This window comes from Microvirga pudoricolor (assembly GCF_016892705.1).
Lineage (GTDB): Bacteria > Pseudomonadota > Alphaproteobacteria > Rhizobiales > Beijerinckiaceae > Microvirga > Microvirga pudoricolor.
The window spans coordinates 1-16987 of sequence record NZ_JAFEMB010000010.1; the positions used below are offsets into that span (position 1 = coordinate 1).

Genomic DNA, 16987 nt, shown 5'->3' on the forward strand with positions numbered 1-16987 from the left:
GTCAGCGCCGGACTGCTCATCGTCGCCATCATCCTCCTCGTCCTCGCCCTCCTCCCAACCATCCGAAAAGGACGGGATACCGTGTTTGTCGAGGATTGAGACGAGAACGCGAAGCATTGATGCCGGCATCGGCAAACCTAGCGCGATCGTCGACAACAATGGGCATCACGACAGCCCAGTAAGGATGGACCGCAACTGGCTGGCAAGTCTGCCGGCCAAAGACATGCGGTCGTCCAGAAACTTAAATGGGCTGGAGATCGAGAGCTGACCAAATCCGATCGACCATCTCAATAAACCTGATGTCCTTGCGCAGAACCTTCGGATCGCGCGGTCGCTCGAAGTCGACGTTGACATCAAGCTTGACCCGGCCGGGACGAGCGGACAAAACGACGACCCGGTCAGACAGTGTCACTGCCTCCTCAATGTCGTGCGTGACGAACAACACCGATCGGCGGTGCTCCGTCCAGATCCGGAGCAGCTCTCTACCCATGGCGCTCTTCGTTTGAGAATCGAGAGCCCCGAACGGCTCGTCCATCAAGAAAATCTCCGGCTCGTATGCTAAGAGTCGGCCAAGAGCGACGCGCTGGCGCATGCCGCCAGACAATTGATGCGGCAGGTTCTTCTCAAAACCCGCCAGTCGCAGGAATCCGATCAGGCTCTTCACCCGTTCGGCGATATACTGAGGCGGGATTCGGGCAAGCTCGGCGCCGACAAGAATATTTTCCTCGGCGCTCGCCCAAGGCAGGAGCGTGTCTCGTTGAAACATGAAGCCGACGCGGTCTTTGGCATGTGTGACGGGATTTCCATCGACGAGAGCGGTGCCGCTTGCAGGTTCAAGCAAGCCCGACAGGACGCGCAGTAGAGTCGACTTTCCGCATCCGCTCGGGCCAACGATCGATACGAACTGCCCCGGAGAGACATCTAGGCTCACATCCTGAACAACTTTGACAGGCGTGCCATCGCCCGATGGATAGGTCACACTGAGGTTACGAAGGGAAATTTTTGGAACATCGTGACCTGAACTGGCGTGGCCATCGAGTTTTTGCGGATTGACCGGTTTCGTCATCAGGGCCTCCATCCGGAGAACCGCGCCTCGAGGCGAGCGACAAGAATATTTCCGATTGTGGCCAGTACCGTGAGCATGACCAAGCCGACAAAGACGCCCGTCGTGTCAAGCCGACCGGCCGACTTCTCAATGTACCATCCCAGCCCGGCGCTCGCTCCCAGGAGCTCGCCGACCACGGCGCCCACAAGCGACAATCCTACGCCGATCCGCAAGGACGCAATGATCCACGGCACGATCCACGGAAGCAGAACTTTTCGTGTCATATAGGCCCTTGAGGCCCGCATGGTCCGGAACAGGTCGATAAGGTCGCGGTCCATTGTCTTGAGGCCCTCATGAACGTTGAGCATGAAGATGAAGAGGACCGTCGAAAACGCCATCATCACCTTGGAGAAGAGATCGATGCCGAACCAGATGATGAAGAGCGGCGCAAGAGCCACGCGCGGCAGACTGTAAAGGCTCATGATGAATGGCTCGGCTACGGCATTGGCATATTTGTAGCGCGCCATGGCAATGCCGATGGGAACACCCACCGTGAAGGCAAGCGCCAGACCGAGGGATGCTTCGACGAGAGTCCGTTGCGTGTTCCGCCAGAGTTCACCCTCCAGCGTCAGGCTCCAGAGGCGCTCTGCGATGAGAGAGGGACGGCTGATCCAGATGGGGTCGACGGCGAACTGGCCGAGCATTTCCCATACTGTGAGAATGACCGCAAGCGTAATGAGCCTATCCCTGACGAGCCGCCAGGAGAGTTCGGGTCGCCGCGCTCCCTTTGCTGCGTCGGAACCTGTTCGTTCAGTGCCGGCCGGGGTAGAGGGGCTTTGCGTCAGTGCTACCACTTGGATCTCCACTTCAAGCACATGGGGTCGCTCAGCCAGGGCTCGCCCCGGTCGCGACGGGACGCGACGGATCGGCGCTCCAGGCAGACCAAGAGCCTGGGAACAGAGCTGCCTCGATCCCTAAGCTCGCCAGCGCCAGCACCTGATGGGCCGCCGCGACGCCTCCCCCACAGTAAACCCCGACCGTCCGCTGCCCGTCGATGCCGAGCGCGGCGAAGCGCTTCCGAAGCAGGCTGGGATCTGTCAGCAGGCCCGCTGCGTCGAGATTCTCCGTGGTTGGTGCGCTGATGGCACCGGGGATATGCCCCTCCGGTTCCTTCCCGGCTTCGCGTGGACGACCGAGGTAAGCTTCCGCACCCCGCGCGTCCAGAAGAATGGACGAGCGTGCAAGGGAGGCAGCCGCATCCGCATCGAGGACAGGCAGGTGGCCTCCGGCGAGGACGACGTCTCCAGGCGTCGGCTGCGGCACATCGCGGGTGACGATTCCCCCGGCCTCCTTCCAGGCGGCAAGGCCACCATCGAGAAGGCGTACGTCGGTCAGACCGGCCCAGCGCAGAACCCACCAAGCTCGGGCCGCCTGGAGGCCGCGATTGTCATCGTAGACGACGACCGTGGAATCCGGGTTGACCCCCCATTGGCGGGCATCGCGTTGCAGGTCGGAGATGTCCGGCAAGGGCCGGCGGCCGCTAAGCCCTCTCGACGCTCCCGCCAGTTCGGTCGGCAGATCGACATAGACCGCACCTGGGATATGCCCTGCGAGATAAGCCGGACGTCCATCGGGACTGTCGGGTCGGAAACGAATATCCAACAGCACGAGATGCTTGCTCTTGGAAACAGCTTCGAGCTCGGTCGTGGAGATGAGAACGGACGTTCGAGTAGCATGCGAAGTGAGCGTGTTCATGGTACGCCCTCACGCTGCTTCGGACGAGTTCTGGCGGCTTCGGGCCTGAGCATACAGGTTGGCCGGGCGCGTCAGGCCAAAGTGATCGCGGAAGGTCTTGCCCTCGTACTCGGTTCGGAACAGCCCGCGCCGCTGAAGCTCCGGAATGACCAACTCGACGAAGAGCTCCGCCGTCCCGGGAAGGTACGGAGGGAACAGGATGAATCCGTCGGCGGCTCGCTCCTGGAACCATTCCTCGAACCGGTCTGCGATAGCCTTGGCATCACCGACAATTTCCGCACCGCCTCCGCTACGGCGGAAGTACAGGAAGACGTCGCGAAGGGTGACGCGGTCCGTTCCGAAGCTGCCTTTAGCCTGATCGATGATCCGACGGGCAGTCGTGCTGGGGCTGGCCAGTTCCTCTATGTCTGAGACCGGTGTATCGAGGCGATAGGCTGTCAGATCAATCCCGAGAGCACCGGACAAAGGCCCAAGATCGTAGTTCGTAACCGTCAGGTCCTGAATTTCGCGATACTTGTCGTGCGCTTCTCGGGCCGTGTGTCCGACATAGACGGCGATCCCCGTTACGAGGGACTGATCGTCCGGATTTCTCCCATATGCAGCCAGGCGGCCCTTGATGTCGGCATAATAAGCTTTCGCGGGCTCCAAATGTAAAGCAGTCCCGAAGCGGACGTCGGCAAATCGCGCTCCAAAATCCTTGGACCGTTCGGAAGCTCCTGCGGTGAGAAGCGGAATCTGTCCCTGCGGTGGCCTGGCGATGTTAAGCGGACCCGCGACGGAATAGTGGTCGCCTTTGTAGTTGATGCGATGGACCGCTTCAGGGTTGATGAAAAGACCAGATGCTTTATCGCCTACAAGAGCATCGTCCTCCCAGCTATCCCAGAGACGTTTGACGATCTCGATGTATTCAACAGCGTTATCAAAACGGTGGTCCGTGCCCCAATGCTCCGAGCGGCCAAAATTCGCCGCGGCCTCTGGATCCCGGCCCGTCACGATGTTGAAGGCAAGGCGTCCGCCGCTGAGGTGATCCGCCGTCGCGGTCGCGCGGGCAACATTGAAGGGATCCGAATAGGTGGTGTTGACGGTCGTGACGATACCAATCTTTTTCGTTACGGCGGCCACGTAACTTGCGAGGGTGAGCGCTTCAGGGCGCAGGACGAGATTGGGGTGCTCCGCCTGCGTTTCAGGGAGACCGACGACTCGGTCTCCGATGAAAAAGAAGTCCAGTTTCCCACGCTCTGAGAGCTGCGCCATCCTCGTCAGAAAGCGTGGGTCGAAGGTGCCGTCGACACGGGCCTCCGGCAAGCGCCAGCCTGCCGGATGGTATCCGGTGGCCCAAATGGAGAAGCCGAGGCGGATGTGTTTGCGGTTTTCGCTCATGATCTCAACACTGGTAATGATGAAAGGGCAGCTGGCCGATGGGAGTTACGATCCAGCCTTCTTAAGAAATGTGTCGGGATTGCCGACCTTGAAGTCGACACGTCTGAGCTGCGGCTCCAACTCAACGAGATCCTTCTGCAACTGCTCCCAGGCGTCAGAGGTATAGAGACCGTCCCGGCTCAGGCGATTGGGCAAGCTGTCGGCGACCTCGTCGATGACTTTAGCGTCGAGTTCCGGATAAAGCTTGCGAAGTCCCGCAACGGCGATGTCACGGTTGTCGAGAAGAAGGCGCTGGGCCTTCAGCGTTGCCTGCGCCACAGCCCGCGCGGCGTCCTTGTTATCGTTCAACCATTTTTCACGGGCGAGCAGCCCCAAGGACGGGATGGTCTGGGTTCGCCAGTCGAAAACAACCCGATAATCCTCATGACCGAGTTGCAATGCGTTGATGGTCCCAAACATGCCGGCTGCGATCCGTCCGGTATCAAGAGCGGCTTTCTGGGCTGCGCCGACACCAGCACCAACAAGTTCCAGGTCCTTCTTGGCATCGAGACCCGAACGTTTCGCTTGGAGGCCGATCAAATTTTCGGTGAGGCTGCCGGATGAAGTGATGCCAACGCGCTGCCCCTTCAACTCCTCGAAGGATTTGATGGGTGAATCCTTGCGCGTCAAAAGAGCGTAGGTGTGCTTCGTGTCGAACGCGAAAGCCACAACGCCATCGATCCCGCGATCACGCAGACGCACCACGTGCTCCGGAGCGCAAATGCAGTACTGGATGCCGTTGCCGACCAAGGCCTGTACCGCTGGCGCCCCGCCTTTGAAATCCACAACCTCTGCCTCGATACCGCTTTCCTTGTAGTACCCGCGCTCGATCGCGACATGAATTGCCAGCGACGCATCGCCGAGATTGCCCGCGGTGCCGAACAGAACCCTTGTCTGGGCCTGCACGCTGGAGGACAGCAGCACGGTAGCCATCAGCACGGCCCCGAAAGCCCCGGTCCGGTGCAGTGGGCGTGCATCCGCGACGCCAGACCAAGAAGTGAAGACGGTAGAGAAGGATTTCGTCATCGGACGGCTCCGCGCATGGATGAATGATCTGCAGATCAGGCGGCCTGATGGCCGACAGTTGACGCTCGTGCCTGCAAGGCAGAGACTGCCTCGTTGACAAGGGTCGTGAGACGACCCTGGATGGCTTGGTCTTGAATGCGGCCATCAATGAATGCTTTATCAGGAACGAAGACACCCGTTGGCAGGGTATGGGCGTTGAAAAATCCGAACAGCGGGCGAAGCTGATGCTCGATAACCAACGCGTGACGGTCGGATCCGCCGGTCGCGAGAAGTCCTACCGGAATGCCGCTCAGGGCCTTGTAGTCGATGAGATCGATAAAGTGCTTGAAGAGGCCGGTATACGATCCTTTGTACACGGGAGTGCCGACAAGAAGGAGATCCGCCCGCTCGACGGACAGCAATGCTTGCGTGACATCCAGAGAGACATCATCGCGCGAGCGAGCGATCAGGCCGGACAGCAGTTCCGCAATGTCAACGATGCTCGCCTCTCCTGAGACGCGATGGGCGACGCGTTCCTGAACATGAACGACAAGGCTCCTAGTGCGTGACTGAAATGAAGGACTTCCGACGACCGCGACAATCTTCGACATGAGCACCCTGCACACTGAAATGCAGTCATTATGGTTCGTTAAAACGGCGAACGATGCAATAGTAAGTTCTTTATAAAGAACGGAGCGATGATAGATGAAATCCCCGAACCAAATGAGGTCCGGGAGAAAATATTGCCTTTCGAAAGATCGTTACAAGCGTTGTCGCGATTCTCTCCATCCTTTGATCTGCAGACTTTCGGATGCCGCAGCGATACCGATCGCCAGTCGAGCATGCTGTTCAAATCCGGATCGCTCTCTTTTCTGGATGGGTGCAACAGCCGCGGGTCGGGCCTGTTTCGTCAGTCACAGTCGTGCTTTCCCCTGCATTTGAGGGGCCATGGTTGGTCTAGGTCGGACCTCGGTAGCGTGGGAAATTCGAGGACGGCTCAATAGAACCAGCGGGCGGGAATCATCACCAGATCAGGAAACACGACCATCACGAACATGACGGCGAACTCAGCAGCCATGAACGGGATGACCCCTTTCGTCACGGCATCCATGCTGATTTTTCCAACACCCGCCACCGTGTTGAGCACCACGCCCACCGGAGGCGTGATGAGCCCGATCGCATTGTTGATCATGAACAGAACCCCGAAATAGACCGGATCGATGCCTGCCGCTTTCACGAGCGGCATGAGGACGGGGGTAAGAATCAAGATCGAGGGTGTTAGATCCAGAGCCGTGCCGACAATCATCACCAGAACCATGATTGCCATCATCATCAAGGTTGGTGAGTCGATCAGCGGTTCGAGCAGGACGACGACCTCGCCCGGGATGTTCGCGACCGTGATCAGCCATGCGCTGACGGCCGCCGCCGCTACCAGAAACATGACGATCGCACTTGTCTGGACTGCTCTCGCAAAGACCCCATAAAGATCGGCGATCTTCAACTCACGATAGACCAGGGTCGAAATGAGCAGAGCATAGACGGCTGCGACCACGCCCGCTTCGGTTGGAGTAAAGACGCCCATCTTCAGCCCGACGATGATGATGACGGGCAGGACGAGGGCCCATGTGGCCTCTCGGATGGCTGTAAGCAGATCCCGCAGGGATCGACGCGGAGGGCGAGCGAATGTCTCGTTCCGAGAGATCCACCACCAAGTCGCGCAAAGCGTCGCCGCCAGCATGATGCCCGGTACGATGCCGGCCATGAACAGCCGTGAGATCGACACGTTGGCTGCGACACCGAAGACGACATAACCGATGCTCGGCGGAACGACAGGGGCGATGATGCTGGCCGAGGCGATCAGTCCCGCCGAGCGCGCCTTGTCGTAGCCTGCGGCCGCCATCATCGGCAAGAGGAGCGCCGACAAGGCTGCGGCGTCGGCAACCGCCGAACCCGACAGAGCCGCCAAAAGAAGAGCGGCGAAGATGGTGACGTAGCCGAGCCCGCCACGCACGTGGCCGAACGCTATCAGGGCCAGATTGACGATGCGGCGCGACAGGCCGCCGGCGTTCATGACTTCTCCGGCCAGCAGGAAGAACGGCACCGCCAGAAGCGGGTAGCTGTCGGCTCCGTGGATTACGTTTTCGGCTAGGATCTGAGCGTCGAACATGTCGAGATGCCACATCAGCGCCGCACCACACACGAGCAACGCGAAGGCGATCGGGATGCCAAGAGCCATGGCGCCGATGAGCGAGCCCAGGAAAATCGCGATCGTCATGCGCGATCCTCGGATTCCTGGATGATGATCAAGTCACCCTCGTCGGCGCGTCCGGTCAAAAGCCGAACCAGTTCAGTACCCAGGATGGCAGCCGCGGAGACCGAGAAGGCCACGCCCGCCGAGTAGAACCAACCGAGAGAAAGGCCGCTTGAGGGCGCCGTCACGTCCCAATTGAGCCGGGTTTGCTCCAGGGCGCCGTCGAATAGAAGCCAGCACACAAGCAGCATCAGGCCGTAGCCGATGGCAAGGCAGGCCTTCCGCCCTCGAACACCCAGCCGCCCCACGAGGAATTCGGTTCCGAGATGGCCACGGCGATAGAGCGCAACGACGCTTCCAAGAAACGTCACCCACACGAACATCCAGCGGGATAGCTCCTCCGTTTCGGTGATACCGGAATTGAAAAGGTATCGCAGGACGACGTTGCCGAAGACGAGGACCACCATCAAGCCGAGCAAGGCGATGGTGATCATCTCGATTCCCTTGCAATAGGCGGAAAGCATTCGGGTCATCGCGTCGCTTGACCTTTCTCCGGATCGGTCGTTAGGCAGCCAAGTCGTGTGCGGCCAAGCTGTATGAGAGGCGATAGATCGACGAGACCCTGTTTCCCTGCGCACCGCTCGCGGTCAATGCCTCCGGCCCAAGACCGATGGCCTCGATGCGTTCGAGAGCATCTGCGTCATAGCCCGACACAAGGATCATCCAATCTGCAGCCGCGTCCCCTCCCCTGATACGCTGCTCCGTCGTTTCGGCAACTTTCGGAGCCTCGTTTCGTAGGAGATGGCATCCGGTGACCCCCGGATGCCGGGGCAGTTCTCGCAGCGCTTCCCTGAGTGCTTCACGAAGAGCCTCGTCTCTCGAAGGAACCGGTGAGAGACGTATAGTGAGCATGCAGCGTCCGATGCCGCCACCGAAGCTTTCGAGCACACGGCACTGGCTGCGCACCATGTTGCGATGATGCGGCATCATTCGGGTCGACCATGGAGTTGGGTCGTTCAGGCGGGACACATAGACCGGCGACGCAAGAGTGGCGTGGTCGTCCAGCTCATAGAGCACGAAGAAACCCTCCCCTCCTTTCCTGTCAGCCCAGCGCGAGCCGCGACGGAAGCCCGGGATGCTCATGCGTTCGGGAAAGTGCTCGTGGGAGTGCCAATCCTCGAACTCTGTCCTGATGGACGGAGCGATATCCCACCACATGGCGAGGGCAGCGGATCCGAGCAGCGGCATTGCAAGACCTCAGTTCGCGCGAAGGCGTGCCAGTTCATCGCTCACCTGTTTTGAGAGCGCTTCACCAACCTCGGAAGAAAACTTTTCGACCACGGGGCGAACTTTTTCTTTCATTCGCTCCAACTCGTCAGGAGCGACTTCATTGACCTGCATCACTTTGCGAAGGCGGTCGATGGCTCCGGCTTCCTGGCTTTGGAGAGCCTGACGTTCTTCGACTTTCGCCTCATCGGCTGCGGCCTGAATGACGGATCGTTCCTCCGCGGAGAGAGCATCCCAGGTTTTCTTGCTCATCATCAGCGGCATCCCCGTATACAGGTGCCGGGTCAAGGAAAGGTACTTCTGGACCTCCGCGAACTTTGCCGACTCGATAACAGCAACAGGGTTGTCCTGACCATCGATGGCGCGGGATTCGAGCGCACCATAGACTTCACCGAACGTCATCGGGACCGGGTTGGCGCCAAGCGCCTTGAAGGTCTCGATGTAGATCGGCGACGCAATGACTCTCAGCTTCAATCCGACGAGATCCTCGGGTTTGGCGATCGGGCGTTTGCTGTTGGTGATGTTCCTGAAGCCGAGATCCCAGATCCCGAGGCCGACGACGCCCTGGCTGTCCAATTTCGCAAGGAGAGACTTCGCGATTGGTCCGTCGCTCAAGGCGTACGCTTCCTTGAAATCTCGGAACAGGAACGGGAAATCGAAGACCATGAATTCCTTGTTCAGGCCTGCGAGTAGGCCTGTGGCCATGATGGTGAAGTCCAACGTCCCGCCACGAACGGCCGAGAGGTTCTGCGGGTCGCTTCCCAGAACCGCGTTTGGGAACAGGTTGACCTTGAGCTTTCCTCCGCTCTTGGCGGCAACGAGATCCGCGAATTTCTGGGCCCCGATGCCGATGGGGTGGTCTTTCGCCAAGCTGAAGGCAAACTTGAGCGTTCGATCCTGGGCCTGCGCCCCGACGGCTGCAGTGAGCAAGGCGACACCGGTCAATAGACCGAGCGCTCGCCGGCTAAGCGAAGTGACTTTCATGGTTCCTCCCGGAGTGCAGGACGCGCTTGGCGCCTCATGTCATTTTCGATACGTCTTCATAACAACGTTTTTCTAAATGGTCCACATATCCTGAAGGTCGTAAATAAGTTGAACATCATTCAAATAATTGACGAGTTTGTATGATAGGTATATGTCTGGATCTAAATCGGATTGAGGAATGAGCGGTTCTCTCGAGAAATCACTAGCGATTCTGGAATACTTGTCCTCGCGCCCGGACGGTGCGGCCCTGGCCGCCATTGCGGACGATCTGGGTCAACTTCGTAGCGGCTGTCATCGCACGCTCCAGGAATTGACCCGCTACGGCTACGTGCGAGCGCTTCCGTTAAAGGGCGATTACGCTCTCACCACCAAACTCGCCTCGTTGGGATTGAGTTACCTCAGCAAATCCGGGGTCGTGGACATCGCGCAGCCCATCATCGATCGCTTGGCGCGTACCACCGAGGAGTTGGTTCGGTTGGCCATTGTCGATGGGGAGCGGCTGACTCTCGTGGCGAAGGCGCAAGGCGCGCGATCAGGTCTTCTCTATGACCCCGACATGGGTATCGACCTTCGCCTGTCTTGCAGCGCGGCCGGGCATGCGTGGCTGATGACCCTATCGGAGGAGCAGGCCCTGGAGGCCGTTGCACGACAGGGTTTCGGACAGCCTTCGCACTTTGGGCCGAGGGCGCCCATCACGATCAAGGCCCTGCTTGCCATGCTCCAGGAGGCTCGCGAGCGCGGATACAGCATGCTCCAGGACGTCTATGCGCCCGGGATGAGTTCGATGGCCGCGCCGATCCGACAATCTGGTGAGGATGCGCAAGGTGTGATCGTCATCGCAGGTCCCTCCATGCGCCTGACCGAGACCCGCATGCTTCAGTTTGGAGCGCCTTTGCTAGAGGCGGCGTCGGAACTGGCACAAGCCGGAAGCGCGTCACCCTTGCTGAAGGCCGCCAACCAGGGAACATGGGGAAACAGGCTCGATTGAACGCGGATAGCGTGAGGGGCGACATGGGTCATGCTCTCCCTTTCAATCCCTACCCGGCCGATCGTGTCGAGCGATTTCGGGCCTGCCGAAAAGTCGGTACCCTACCGGCAAGAAAACCTTTTGTCTCCGAAACGCGCCCTCATCCGACATTCCAGTTCTAGCGTCGGTCGGATCCACAGCCTTCCGGGCAGGCCCTGAACAATCTACTCACGGCCTACACGATATTGCGGGAAGCCTGCCGCGAGGCAATCTATGAGCGCGCGTACGGCTGGTGGTAAGCCGCGCCGGGTGGTGAACACAAGATGGATGATACCTTGACGACCATCCCACTCGGGCAGAACATGCACGAGGCGGCCAGCCGCGAGGTCGTCCGCGCATGTATGATCTGGCAGAAGCGCGACGCCCAACCCGCTGACCGCGGCATCGCGCACGAAGGCAAAATCACCGCACGCGATACGAGGTTCATGGCGCACCGTGTGCAGCGTGCCATCGTGTCGTTCGAGCGTCCAATCGACCATTGTCACACTATCGCTGGTACTCAAGGTCGGAGCATCGTCTAGGGAGGCGACATCGTCCCCTAATCGGCTCGCCAGTTGCGGACTGGCAACCAGAATGCGCTTGGAAGTGCCCAAGGAGCGCATGGTCAGGGCCGCATCGCTCGTCAGGTCAGTCCGTACACGCAATGCGATGTCGATTCGCTCCTCGATCAGATCTACGGCTCGGTCAACGGCGAGCAGCTGGAGCTGGACCCTCGGATACCGCGCCAGGAATGCCCGAAGCGTACCGGAGATCACCTCGACGAGGCCGGTCGGACAGCTCATGCGAATCCGGCCATAGGGTTCGGTCTTCGCCTCGGCTACGAGGGCCTCCGCCTGCTCGGCTTCCAAAAGCAGGATGCGGCAGCGCTCATAGAAAGCCTGACCGACATCTGTCACCCGGAACCGGCGGCTCGATCGCTCGATCAGCCTCACACCCAGCCGGCGCTCCAACTCCGCGATTCGACGGCTGAGCTTGGACTTGGGCTGCCGAAGCGCTCGGCTCGCCGCGGAGAAGCCCCCATGGGTAACCACCTCAGCGAAATAAACATAGTCGTTGAGATCGGGATGCACCATCGTTCCTCTCATAGAACGCAATGTGTCACAAATGCCGTCTACACGCATCAGCGTTCCATTGTCATGTCTCAACTCGACAGCGAAAAGCTGCCGACAAGGAGACAGACAATGAGCGATAGGTTCATCAACAAGGTTGTCGTGATCACGGGCGGCACGAGCGGGATCGGCCTCGCCACAGCCAAGGCCTTCTCGGCCGAGGGCGCCTCTGTGTTCATCACGGGCCGGCGCCAGGAGGCGCTCGATGCCGCCGTCGGACAGATTGGCGGCCGGGTGACGGGCGTCCAAGCCGACATGAGCCAACTAGCCGATATCGACCGTCTCTACGATGCGGTGCAACAGCGGCACGCCCAGATCGATGTCGTCTTCGCGAATGCAGGGGGCGGCGACTTCGCACCGCTCGGGTTGATCACCGCGGAACATTACGAGCGCACCTTCGACACCAACGTGAAGGGAGTGCTCTTCACAGTTCAGAAGGCTTTGCCCATCCTCAAGGACGGTGGAGCGGTGGTACTGACCTCCTCGACCACAAGCCTCTCCGGCACGCCCGCTTTCAGCGTTTACTCGGCGACCAAGGCGGCCGTGCGCAGCTTTGCCCGCAACTGGATCCTGGACCTCAAGGATCGCCGCATCCGAGTGAACGCCGTTAGCCCCGGCCTCACCGAGACGGCTGGGTTGAACGAACTCTTTGGCGGCGGAGATCAGGCACAAAGCACGAAGGACGTTCTCACAAGCCAAATTCCACTGGGCCGGATCGGGCAGCCTGAAGAGATTGCCAAGGCGGTTCTGTTCCTGGCATCGGAAGACGCCGGTTTCGTGAACGGTGTCGAGCTTTTCGTCGATGGGGGGCAGGCCCAGATCTGACCGGCCGGGCAAGCTATGGATCCCGCGGGGCCCTCGCCTCAACGCCTCCAAAAACGAAAATGTACAAACACTGTATCGAAACATCCGCCGGTCTGGAGCGATGCGATTGGCCGTCCCGCTCGAGGGCAGGATGCCATGGGGTACGTGCCGTCAGGGATTGGGCAACTCGGGTGGTCGTCAGCCGAGAATGCTTTTGTTCCGAAGTGAGCTATGAATTCCATCAGGAGTGGCCTTCGCTGCAGTGCATGTAGTCCTGGAGGTTAGGATCTGCTCGGATACGAACGCGCCGCTCGACGAATCGGCGCCGGTCCATGACCCGGGAGACTCACTTGAAACACGGTCTACTGCCCAGCTTCGCTCTCGCCGCCCTTCTCTCAACCGCCGCCCCCGCATTCGCGCAGGCACCAGCAACGGATGCAGCCACCATCGAGCGGATCGCGGACCTGAAGAAGCGCGCCATCGAGGGTGTCGAGTCCCGCGCCAAGCTCGCGCAGGAGATGAACGACTCCATCTTCAGCTTCGGGGAACTTGCCTTCCAGGAATTCGAGACATCCAAGTACATCACCGATATCCTGGAAAAGAACGGCTTTACCGTGCAGCGGGGTGTTTCCGGCCTGCCAACCGGCTGGGTCGCCAAATGGGGATCAGGTGGCCCCGTCATCGCGCTCGGCAGCGACATCGACTGTATTCCAAAGGCCTCCCAGAAACCCGGCGTCGCCTATCACGAGCCCATGATCGAGGGTGCGCCTGGCCATGGCGAGGGGCATAATTCAGGACAGGCCCTGAACGTCGTAGCGGCCCTCGCTCTCAAGGAGCTGATGGAGAAGGAGAACATTCCCGGTACCATCATGCTCTGGCCAGGTGTCGCGGAGGAGCTTCTCGGCGGCAAGGCCTACATGGTACGAGATGGTGTGTTCAACGGTGTGGATGCCGTTCTGTTCACCCATGTCGGCAACAACCTCCAAACCTCATGGGGGCAGTCCAACGGTACGGGCCTCGTCTCCGTGGAGTACACGTTCTCAGGCGAGTCCGCTCACTCCGCCTCGGCGCCCTGGCGTGGGCGCAGCGCGCTTGACGGCGTGGAACTCATGAACATCGGCTGGAACATGCGCCGGGAGCACCTGAGGCCCGAGCAGCGATCGCACTATGTCATTTCGGACGGCGGCGACCAGCCCAACGTCGTGCCGTCGACGGCAACGGTCTGGTACTTCATCCGCGAACAGGATTTCGAGAACATCCGCAAGAACTTCGATATCGCCAACACGATCTCGGAGGCGGCAGCGAAAATGACCGATACGACCGTCAGCCGCCGGATCATCGGCACGGCTGCGCCTCGGCACTTCAACAAGCCGATGGCCGAAGCGGCCTATGTGAACATCCAGCAGGTCGGGCTGCCGCAATGGACGGGCGACGAACAAGCCTTTGCGAAGGCCGTTCAGAAAACGTCGAAGGGCAAGGAGGACGGTCTGGCAACAGAACTGAGAAAACTTGAGCCGCCGCTCGACAAGCCGGAGAGCGGGGGGTCCGATGACATCGGCGACATCTCGTGGACGGTGCCGACGATTACCCTGAACTATCCGGCCAACATCCCCAATCTGCCGGGCCATCACTGGGCCAACGCCATGTCGATGGCAACGCCGATCGCCCATAAAGGTGTCGTAGCTGGCTCAAAAGTGATTGCGATGACGTCAATCGACCTCCTGCTGAAGCCGGAATTATTGGCGCAGGCGAAGGCGTATTTCACCAACGAGCAGCAGAAAAAGCAGAAATATGTCCCGATGATCACGGCCGCGGACAAGCCTCAGGTCCAGATCAACGCCGACATCATGGCCACGTATCGGCCGGAAATGAAAAAATATTATTATGACCCGACGAAATACGCGACTTACCTCGATCAGCTCGGCATCAAGTTTCCGGTGCTGGAGAAACCGAAGAACTGAGCCTCTCTCGATATTGAAGGCGCTGGGGCGGAAGTGTGTCTGCCCCAGTGCAAGCTCCGGCCACGTCGAAGCGGATCGTTGGAGGGCAGGTTCTCGCTTCGAGGCCGAGATCCCGTTTGGACAAACAGCGTCTTCGCCTGAATTCATGGTGGGGTCATACCGGCTGGGATCATGCGCGCATGGTTTCGATCACCGCGCGCAGACCGGCAGAGATATACTTGCGCGTCGGGTAATACAGGTAGAGCCAATCCTCGGGCGGACTCCACTCGTCGAGGCAGCGGATCAGACGTCCATCCCGAATATGGGCCTCAGCCCTGTCCTCCCAAACGTAGGCTAGACCCATGCCCGACAAGGCAGCCTGAACCAGAAGATCGTGATCGTCCGAAGAGAAGAGGCCCGTCGGCTGAAATTCCATCGAACGGCCTTCCTTCTCGAAATACCATGGGTATCGCACACCCGACGGGTAGAGGTTCTGGAAACACCTGTGAGCCCTGAGATCGGCCGGCGTCTTCGGTTCTGGTGCAACGTCAAAGTAGTTTGGAGAGCCGACCACCGCGAGGCGTAGACGCGGACGGATGCGCACCGCCGTCATGCCCTCTCGCAGACTTTCGCCCAAGCGAATGCCCGCGTCGAATCCGTCCTCGACGATATCCACCAGCCGGTCGGTCGTGACGACCTCCAACTCGAGATTGGGGTTCGCACGCATCAAGTCCCCCAGGATAGGGCCGAGCACGAAGGGTGCGATGGACGTGGGAGCGTTGATCCGTACCTTTCCGAAGGGCGTGTTGCGGAACTGATTGAGCCCGTCCATGGCCGAGCCGATGTCGCCGAAGGCTGGCGAAAGGCGCGACAGCAGCATGGCTCCGGCATCCGTCAGCGACACGCTGCGGGTGGTGCGGTTCAGAAGGCGAATGCCGACCCGTGCCTCCAAATTGCTGACAGCATGACTGATGGCAGAGGCCGTGACCCCCCGCTCTTCTCCAGCCCGCCGAAAGCTCTTGTGCCGCGCGACGGCGTCAAAGGCGGCAAGTTCTGAAAGGTCGGTCGCTCTCATTGATGAAATAAACTCATCATTCATTGGACGATTTTCAATCTAAACGAAGATCTCCAAAAGGCGCAACTTTTCTCCCAAGCCGGCTGGGCTTAAGGCCGAGCCGGTCAAGAGAGGAGATATCTGATGCCGGATTTCATTGCGCCGCCCCGCAACACCGCCTCGACGTTCGCGGATATGCGCGGTCACCATGTCGCGGTCCGCACCCCTAGCCTCGCAAACGCTAAGGCATTCTACGTAAACAAGCTCGACTTCCGCGTAGTGGCCGAGTGGACTTATGCCGATGAGCAACTCGCCTACCTTGCGCCGCCAAACGACGACCACTTTTACGTCGAAGTTCTGGGTGGCGGTGAACCTAGCCCCACTGAGGTTCGACCCTACACGGATCTCGGCGACAGCCTGAAGTATGCGGGCTATCACCATTTTTGCCTCAACGTGAACAATGTCGACGACACCATCCTGAAACTGCGCGAGCGTGGCGTGACCATCGTCAGCGAGCCGTTCGTGCTGGAAGCCATCAGCCGCAAGCTGGCATTCTTCCACGATCCGTTCGGCAACCTCATCGAATTGGCCGAGATCCTGCCATGAGCGGGAGCCTCCTCATCGTCGGTGCCGGTCCTGGCATCGGGGAGGCGACCGCATTGCGGTTCGGTCGCTCAGGTTGGACCGTGACTGTCGCCAGTCGCAGCCCTCGAACCATCGACCCTCTGGTCGCCCGTCTCGTCGGCAATGGCGTGGCCGCACATGGATTAGTGATTGACGCCACGAACCCTCTAGCGCTCCGAGCCGGGGTGCGGACAGCCGATCGCATGTCCGGGGGTTTGACGACAGTGCTCTACAACGCCGCCAACGTCCGCCGCCAAGATCTTTTCAGCATGAGCGATGCAGAGATCGAGGCTGACCTTGCCGTCAATGTCGCCGGGGCTTTGCACACGATCCGCGCCGCGGTCGGACTTTTCGAGGACCAGGGCGGGACCATCTTGGTGACCGGTGGCGGTCTCGCACTGGAGCCGCAGCCCGATTATGCCAGCCTCGGCCTCGGCAAAGCGGCCTTGCGCAATGTGGTCGAGGGCCTCGCATCTCCGTTGAAGACCCGCGGCATTCGCCTCCGCATGGCCACGGTCGCCACTCTCGTGCACCCAGGCTCGGCTGAAGCCGCCGAGGTCGCGGAGGTGATGTGGGCTCTTGCCACTGATCCAGAGACTGGCTGGGAGCGGGCCTACCCGACGGTCCCATTGTCCAAAGTGCTCCCCGGAAGCGCTCGGGCCGCCTCAAGGGAGGTTTAGGAG

General features: G+C 60.0%; 17 protein-coding genes. 5 read left to right on the plus strand and 12 right to left on the minus strand.

Annotation, left to right across the window (positions count from 1 at the left end; translation table 11 throughout):
• Positions 1-241: 241 nt before the first annotated feature.
• The 10 genes from ILT42_RS21720 to ILT42_RS21765 all read right to left on the minus strand — a co-directional run bounded on the left by ILT42_RS21720 (position 242) and on the right by ILT42_RS21765 (position 9746).
• On the minus strand, positions 242-1066 hold the full coding sequence (locus tag ILT42_RS21720; protein ID WP_204218103.1) for an ABC transporter ATP-binding protein: 825 nt from the start codon (positions 1064-1066) through the stop codon (positions 242-244).
• Positions 1066-1749, minus strand: a complete 684-nt coding sequence (locus tag ILT42_RS21725) for an ABC transporter permease (protein ID WP_204218104.1) — start codon at positions 1747-1749, stop codon at positions 1066-1068. Before ILT42_RS21725 ends, ILT42_RS21720 begins: the two co-directional genes overlap by 1 nt.
• Before the next feature lie 181 nt (positions 1750-1930).
• Positions 1931-2800 carry a sulfurtransferase gene (locus ILT42_RS21730; protein ID WP_204218105.1) on the minus strand — a complete coding sequence of 290 codons (870 nt, stop codon included), beginning with the start codon at positions 2798-2800 and terminating at the stop codon, positions 1931-1933.
• Positions 2801-2809: 9 nt separating this feature from the next.
• Positions 2810-4180 (minus strand): NtaA/DmoA family FMN-dependent monooxygenase, encoded by a 1371-nt coding sequence (locus ILT42_RS21735; protein ID WP_204218106.1) that lies wholly within the window; start codon positions 4178-4180, stop codon positions 2810-2812.
• Between the two features lie 45 nt (positions 4181-4225).
• Positions 4226-5245: an ABC transporter substrate-binding protein gene (locus ILT42_RS21740; RefSeq protein WP_204218107.1), complete on the minus strand. Its 1020-nt coding sequence runs from the start codon at positions 5243-5245 to the stop codon at positions 4226-4228.
• A gap of 35 nt (positions 5246-5280) precedes the next feature.
• Positions 5281-5835, minus strand: a complete 555-nt coding sequence (locus ILT42_RS21745; protein WP_204218108.1) for an NAD(P)H-dependent oxidoreductase — start codon at positions 5833-5835, stop codon at positions 5281-5283.
• 386 nt (positions 5836-6221) lie between these two features.
• Complete coding sequence (locus ILT42_RS21750; protein ID WP_204218109.1) at positions 6222-7499, minus strand: TRAP transporter large permease subunit; 1278 nt, start codon at positions 7497-7499, stop codon at positions 6222-6224.
• Complete coding sequence (locus ILT42_RS21755) at positions 7496-7999, minus strand: TRAP transporter small permease (RefSeq protein WP_204218110.1); 504 nt, start codon at positions 7997-7999, stop codon at positions 7496-7498. The genes ILT42_RS21750 and ILT42_RS21755 overlap by 4 nt, the downstream gene beginning before the upstream one ends.
• A gap of 40 nt (positions 8000-8039) precedes the next feature.
• Positions 8040-8723 carry a DUF4286 family protein gene (locus ILT42_RS21760; RefSeq protein WP_204218111.1) on the minus strand — a complete coding sequence of 228 codons (684 nt, stop codon included), beginning with the start codon at positions 8721-8723 and terminating at the stop codon, positions 8040-8042.
• 9 nt (positions 8724-8732) lie between these two features.
• The gene (locus ILT42_RS21765) at positions 8733-9746 is read right to left on the minus strand and encodes a TRAP transporter substrate-binding protein (RefSeq protein ID WP_204218112.1); all 1014 of its coding nucleotides are present in this window, start codon (positions 9744-9746) and stop codon (positions 8733-8735) included.
• 178 nt (positions 9747-9924) lie between these two features.
• On the opposite strand from ILT42_RS21765, the gene ILT42_RS21770 reads away from it, so the two are divergent.
• On the plus strand, positions 9925-10734 hold the full coding sequence (locus tag ILT42_RS21770; RefSeq protein WP_204218113.1) for an IclR family transcriptional regulator: 810 nt from the start codon (positions 9925-9927) through the stop codon (positions 10732-10734).
• Between the two features lie 203 nt (positions 10735-10937).
• Here the strand turns inward: ILT42_RS21770 and ILT42_RS21775 are convergent, their stop codons facing one another.
• Positions 10938-11846: a LysR substrate-binding domain-containing protein gene (locus ILT42_RS21775; protein WP_204218114.1), complete on the minus strand. Its 909-nt coding sequence runs from the start codon at positions 11844-11846 to the stop codon at positions 10938-10940.
• Positions 11847-11954: 108 nt separating this feature from the next.
• On the opposite strand from ILT42_RS21775, the gene ILT42_RS21780 reads away from it, so the two are divergent.
• Both ILT42_RS21780 and ILT42_RS21785 read left to right on the plus strand, forming a co-directional pair.
• The gene (locus ILT42_RS21780; protein ID WP_204218115.1) at positions 11955-12707 is read left to right on the plus strand and encodes an SDR family NAD(P)-dependent oxidoreductase; all 753 of its coding nucleotides are present in this window, start codon (positions 11955-11957) and stop codon (positions 12705-12707) included.
• 329 nt (positions 12708-13036) lie between these two features.
• Positions 13037-14647, plus strand: a complete 1611-nt coding sequence (locus ILT42_RS21785; RefSeq protein ID WP_204218116.1) for an amidohydrolase — start codon at positions 13037-13039, stop codon at positions 14645-14647.
• A 169-nt stretch (positions 14648-14816) separates the two neighbouring features.
• Here ILT42_RS21785 and ILT42_RS21790 read toward each other — a convergent pair whose 3' ends face one another.
• Positions 14817-15701, minus strand: coding sequence for a LysR substrate-binding domain-containing protein (locus tag ILT42_RS21790; RefSeq protein ID WP_204218117.1), 885 nt, complete (start codon positions 15699-15701; stop codon positions 14817-14819).
• Positions 15702-15824: 123 nt separating this feature from the next.
• Here ILT42_RS21790 and ILT42_RS21795 point away from each other — a divergent pair, with 123 nt between their 5' ends.
• Positions 15825-16286 (plus strand): VOC family protein, encoded by a 462-nt coding sequence (locus tag ILT42_RS21795; RefSeq protein ID WP_204218118.1) that lies wholly within the window; start codon positions 15825-15827, stop codon positions 16284-16286.
• Positions 16283-16984 (plus strand): SDR family oxidoreductase, encoded by a 702-nt coding sequence (locus ILT42_RS21800; protein ID WP_204218119.1) that lies wholly within the window; start codon positions 16283-16285, stop codon positions 16982-16984. Before ILT42_RS21795 ends, ILT42_RS21800 begins: the two co-directional genes overlap by 4 nt.
• The last annotated feature ends 3 nt before the right edge of the window (positions 16985-16987 follow it).

What these genes read in the sequence shown, in the direction of transcription:
- ILT42_RS21775 (WP_204218114.1), bottom strand. Translation starts at nt 11,846, where the DNA reads ATGGTGCATCCCGATCTCAACGACTATGTTTATTTCGCTGAGGTGGTT.
- ILT42_RS21795 (WP_204218118.1), top strand. Translation starts at nt 15,825, where the DNA reads ATGCCGGATTTCATTGCGCCGCCCCGCAACACCGCCTCGACGTTCGCG.
- ILT42_RS21725 (WP_204218104.1), bottom strand. Translation starts at nt 1,749, where the DNA reads ATGCTCGGCCAGTTCGCCGTCGACCCCATCTGGATCAGCCGTCCCTCT.
- ILT42_RS21745 (WP_204218108.1), bottom strand. Translation starts at nt 5,835, where the DNA reads ATGTCGAAGATTGTCGCGGTCGTCGGAAGTCCTTCATTTCAGTCACGC.
- ILT42_RS21800 (WP_204218119.1), top strand. Translation starts at nt 16,283, where the DNA reads ATGAGCGGGAGCCTCCTCATCGTCGGTGCCGGTCCTGGCATCGGGGAG.
- ILT42_RS21755 (WP_204218110.1), bottom strand. Translation starts at nt 7,999, where the DNA reads ATGCTTTCCGCCTATTGCAAGGGAATCGAGATGATCACCATCGCCTTG.
- ILT42_RS21790 (WP_204218117.1), bottom strand. Translation starts at nt 15,701, where the DNA reads ATGAGAGCGACCGACCTTTCAGAACTTGCCGCCTTTGACGCCGTCGCG.
- ILT42_RS21770 (WP_204218113.1), top strand. Translation starts at nt 9,925, where the DNA reads ATGAGCGGTTCTCTCGAGAAATCACTAGCGATTCTGGAATACTTGTCC.
- ILT42_RS21735 (WP_204218106.1), bottom strand. Translation starts at nt 4,180, where the DNA reads ATGAGCGAAAACCGCAAACACATCCGCCTCGGCTTCTCCATTTGGGCC.
- ILT42_RS21740 (WP_204218107.1), bottom strand. Translation starts at nt 5,245, where the DNA reads ATGACGAAATCCTTCTCTACCGTCTTCACTTCTTGGTCTGGCGTCGCG.
- ILT42_RS21730 (WP_204218105.1), bottom strand. Translation starts at nt 2,800, where the DNA reads ATGAACACGCTCACTTCGCATGCTACTCGAACGTCCGTTCTCATCTCC.
- ILT42_RS21760 (WP_204218111.1), bottom strand. Translation starts at nt 8,723, where the DNA reads ATGCCGCTGCTCGGATCCGCTGCCCTCGCCATGTGGTGGGATATCGCT.
- ILT42_RS21780 (WP_204218115.1), top strand. Translation starts at nt 11,955, where the DNA reads ATGAGCGATAGGTTCATCAACAAGGTTGTCGTGATCACGGGCGGCACG.
- ILT42_RS21750 (WP_204218109.1), bottom strand. Translation starts at nt 7,499, where the DNA reads ATGACGATCGCGATTTTCCTGGGCTCGCTCATCGGCGCCATGGCTCTT.
- ILT42_RS21765 (WP_204218112.1), bottom strand. Translation starts at nt 9,746, where the DNA reads ATGAAAGTCACTTCGCTTAGCCGGCGAGCGCTCGGTCTATTGACCGGT.
- ILT42_RS21720 (WP_204218103.1), bottom strand. Translation starts at nt 1,066, where the DNA reads ATGACGAAACCGGTCAATCCGCAAAAACTCGATGGCCACGCCAGTTCA.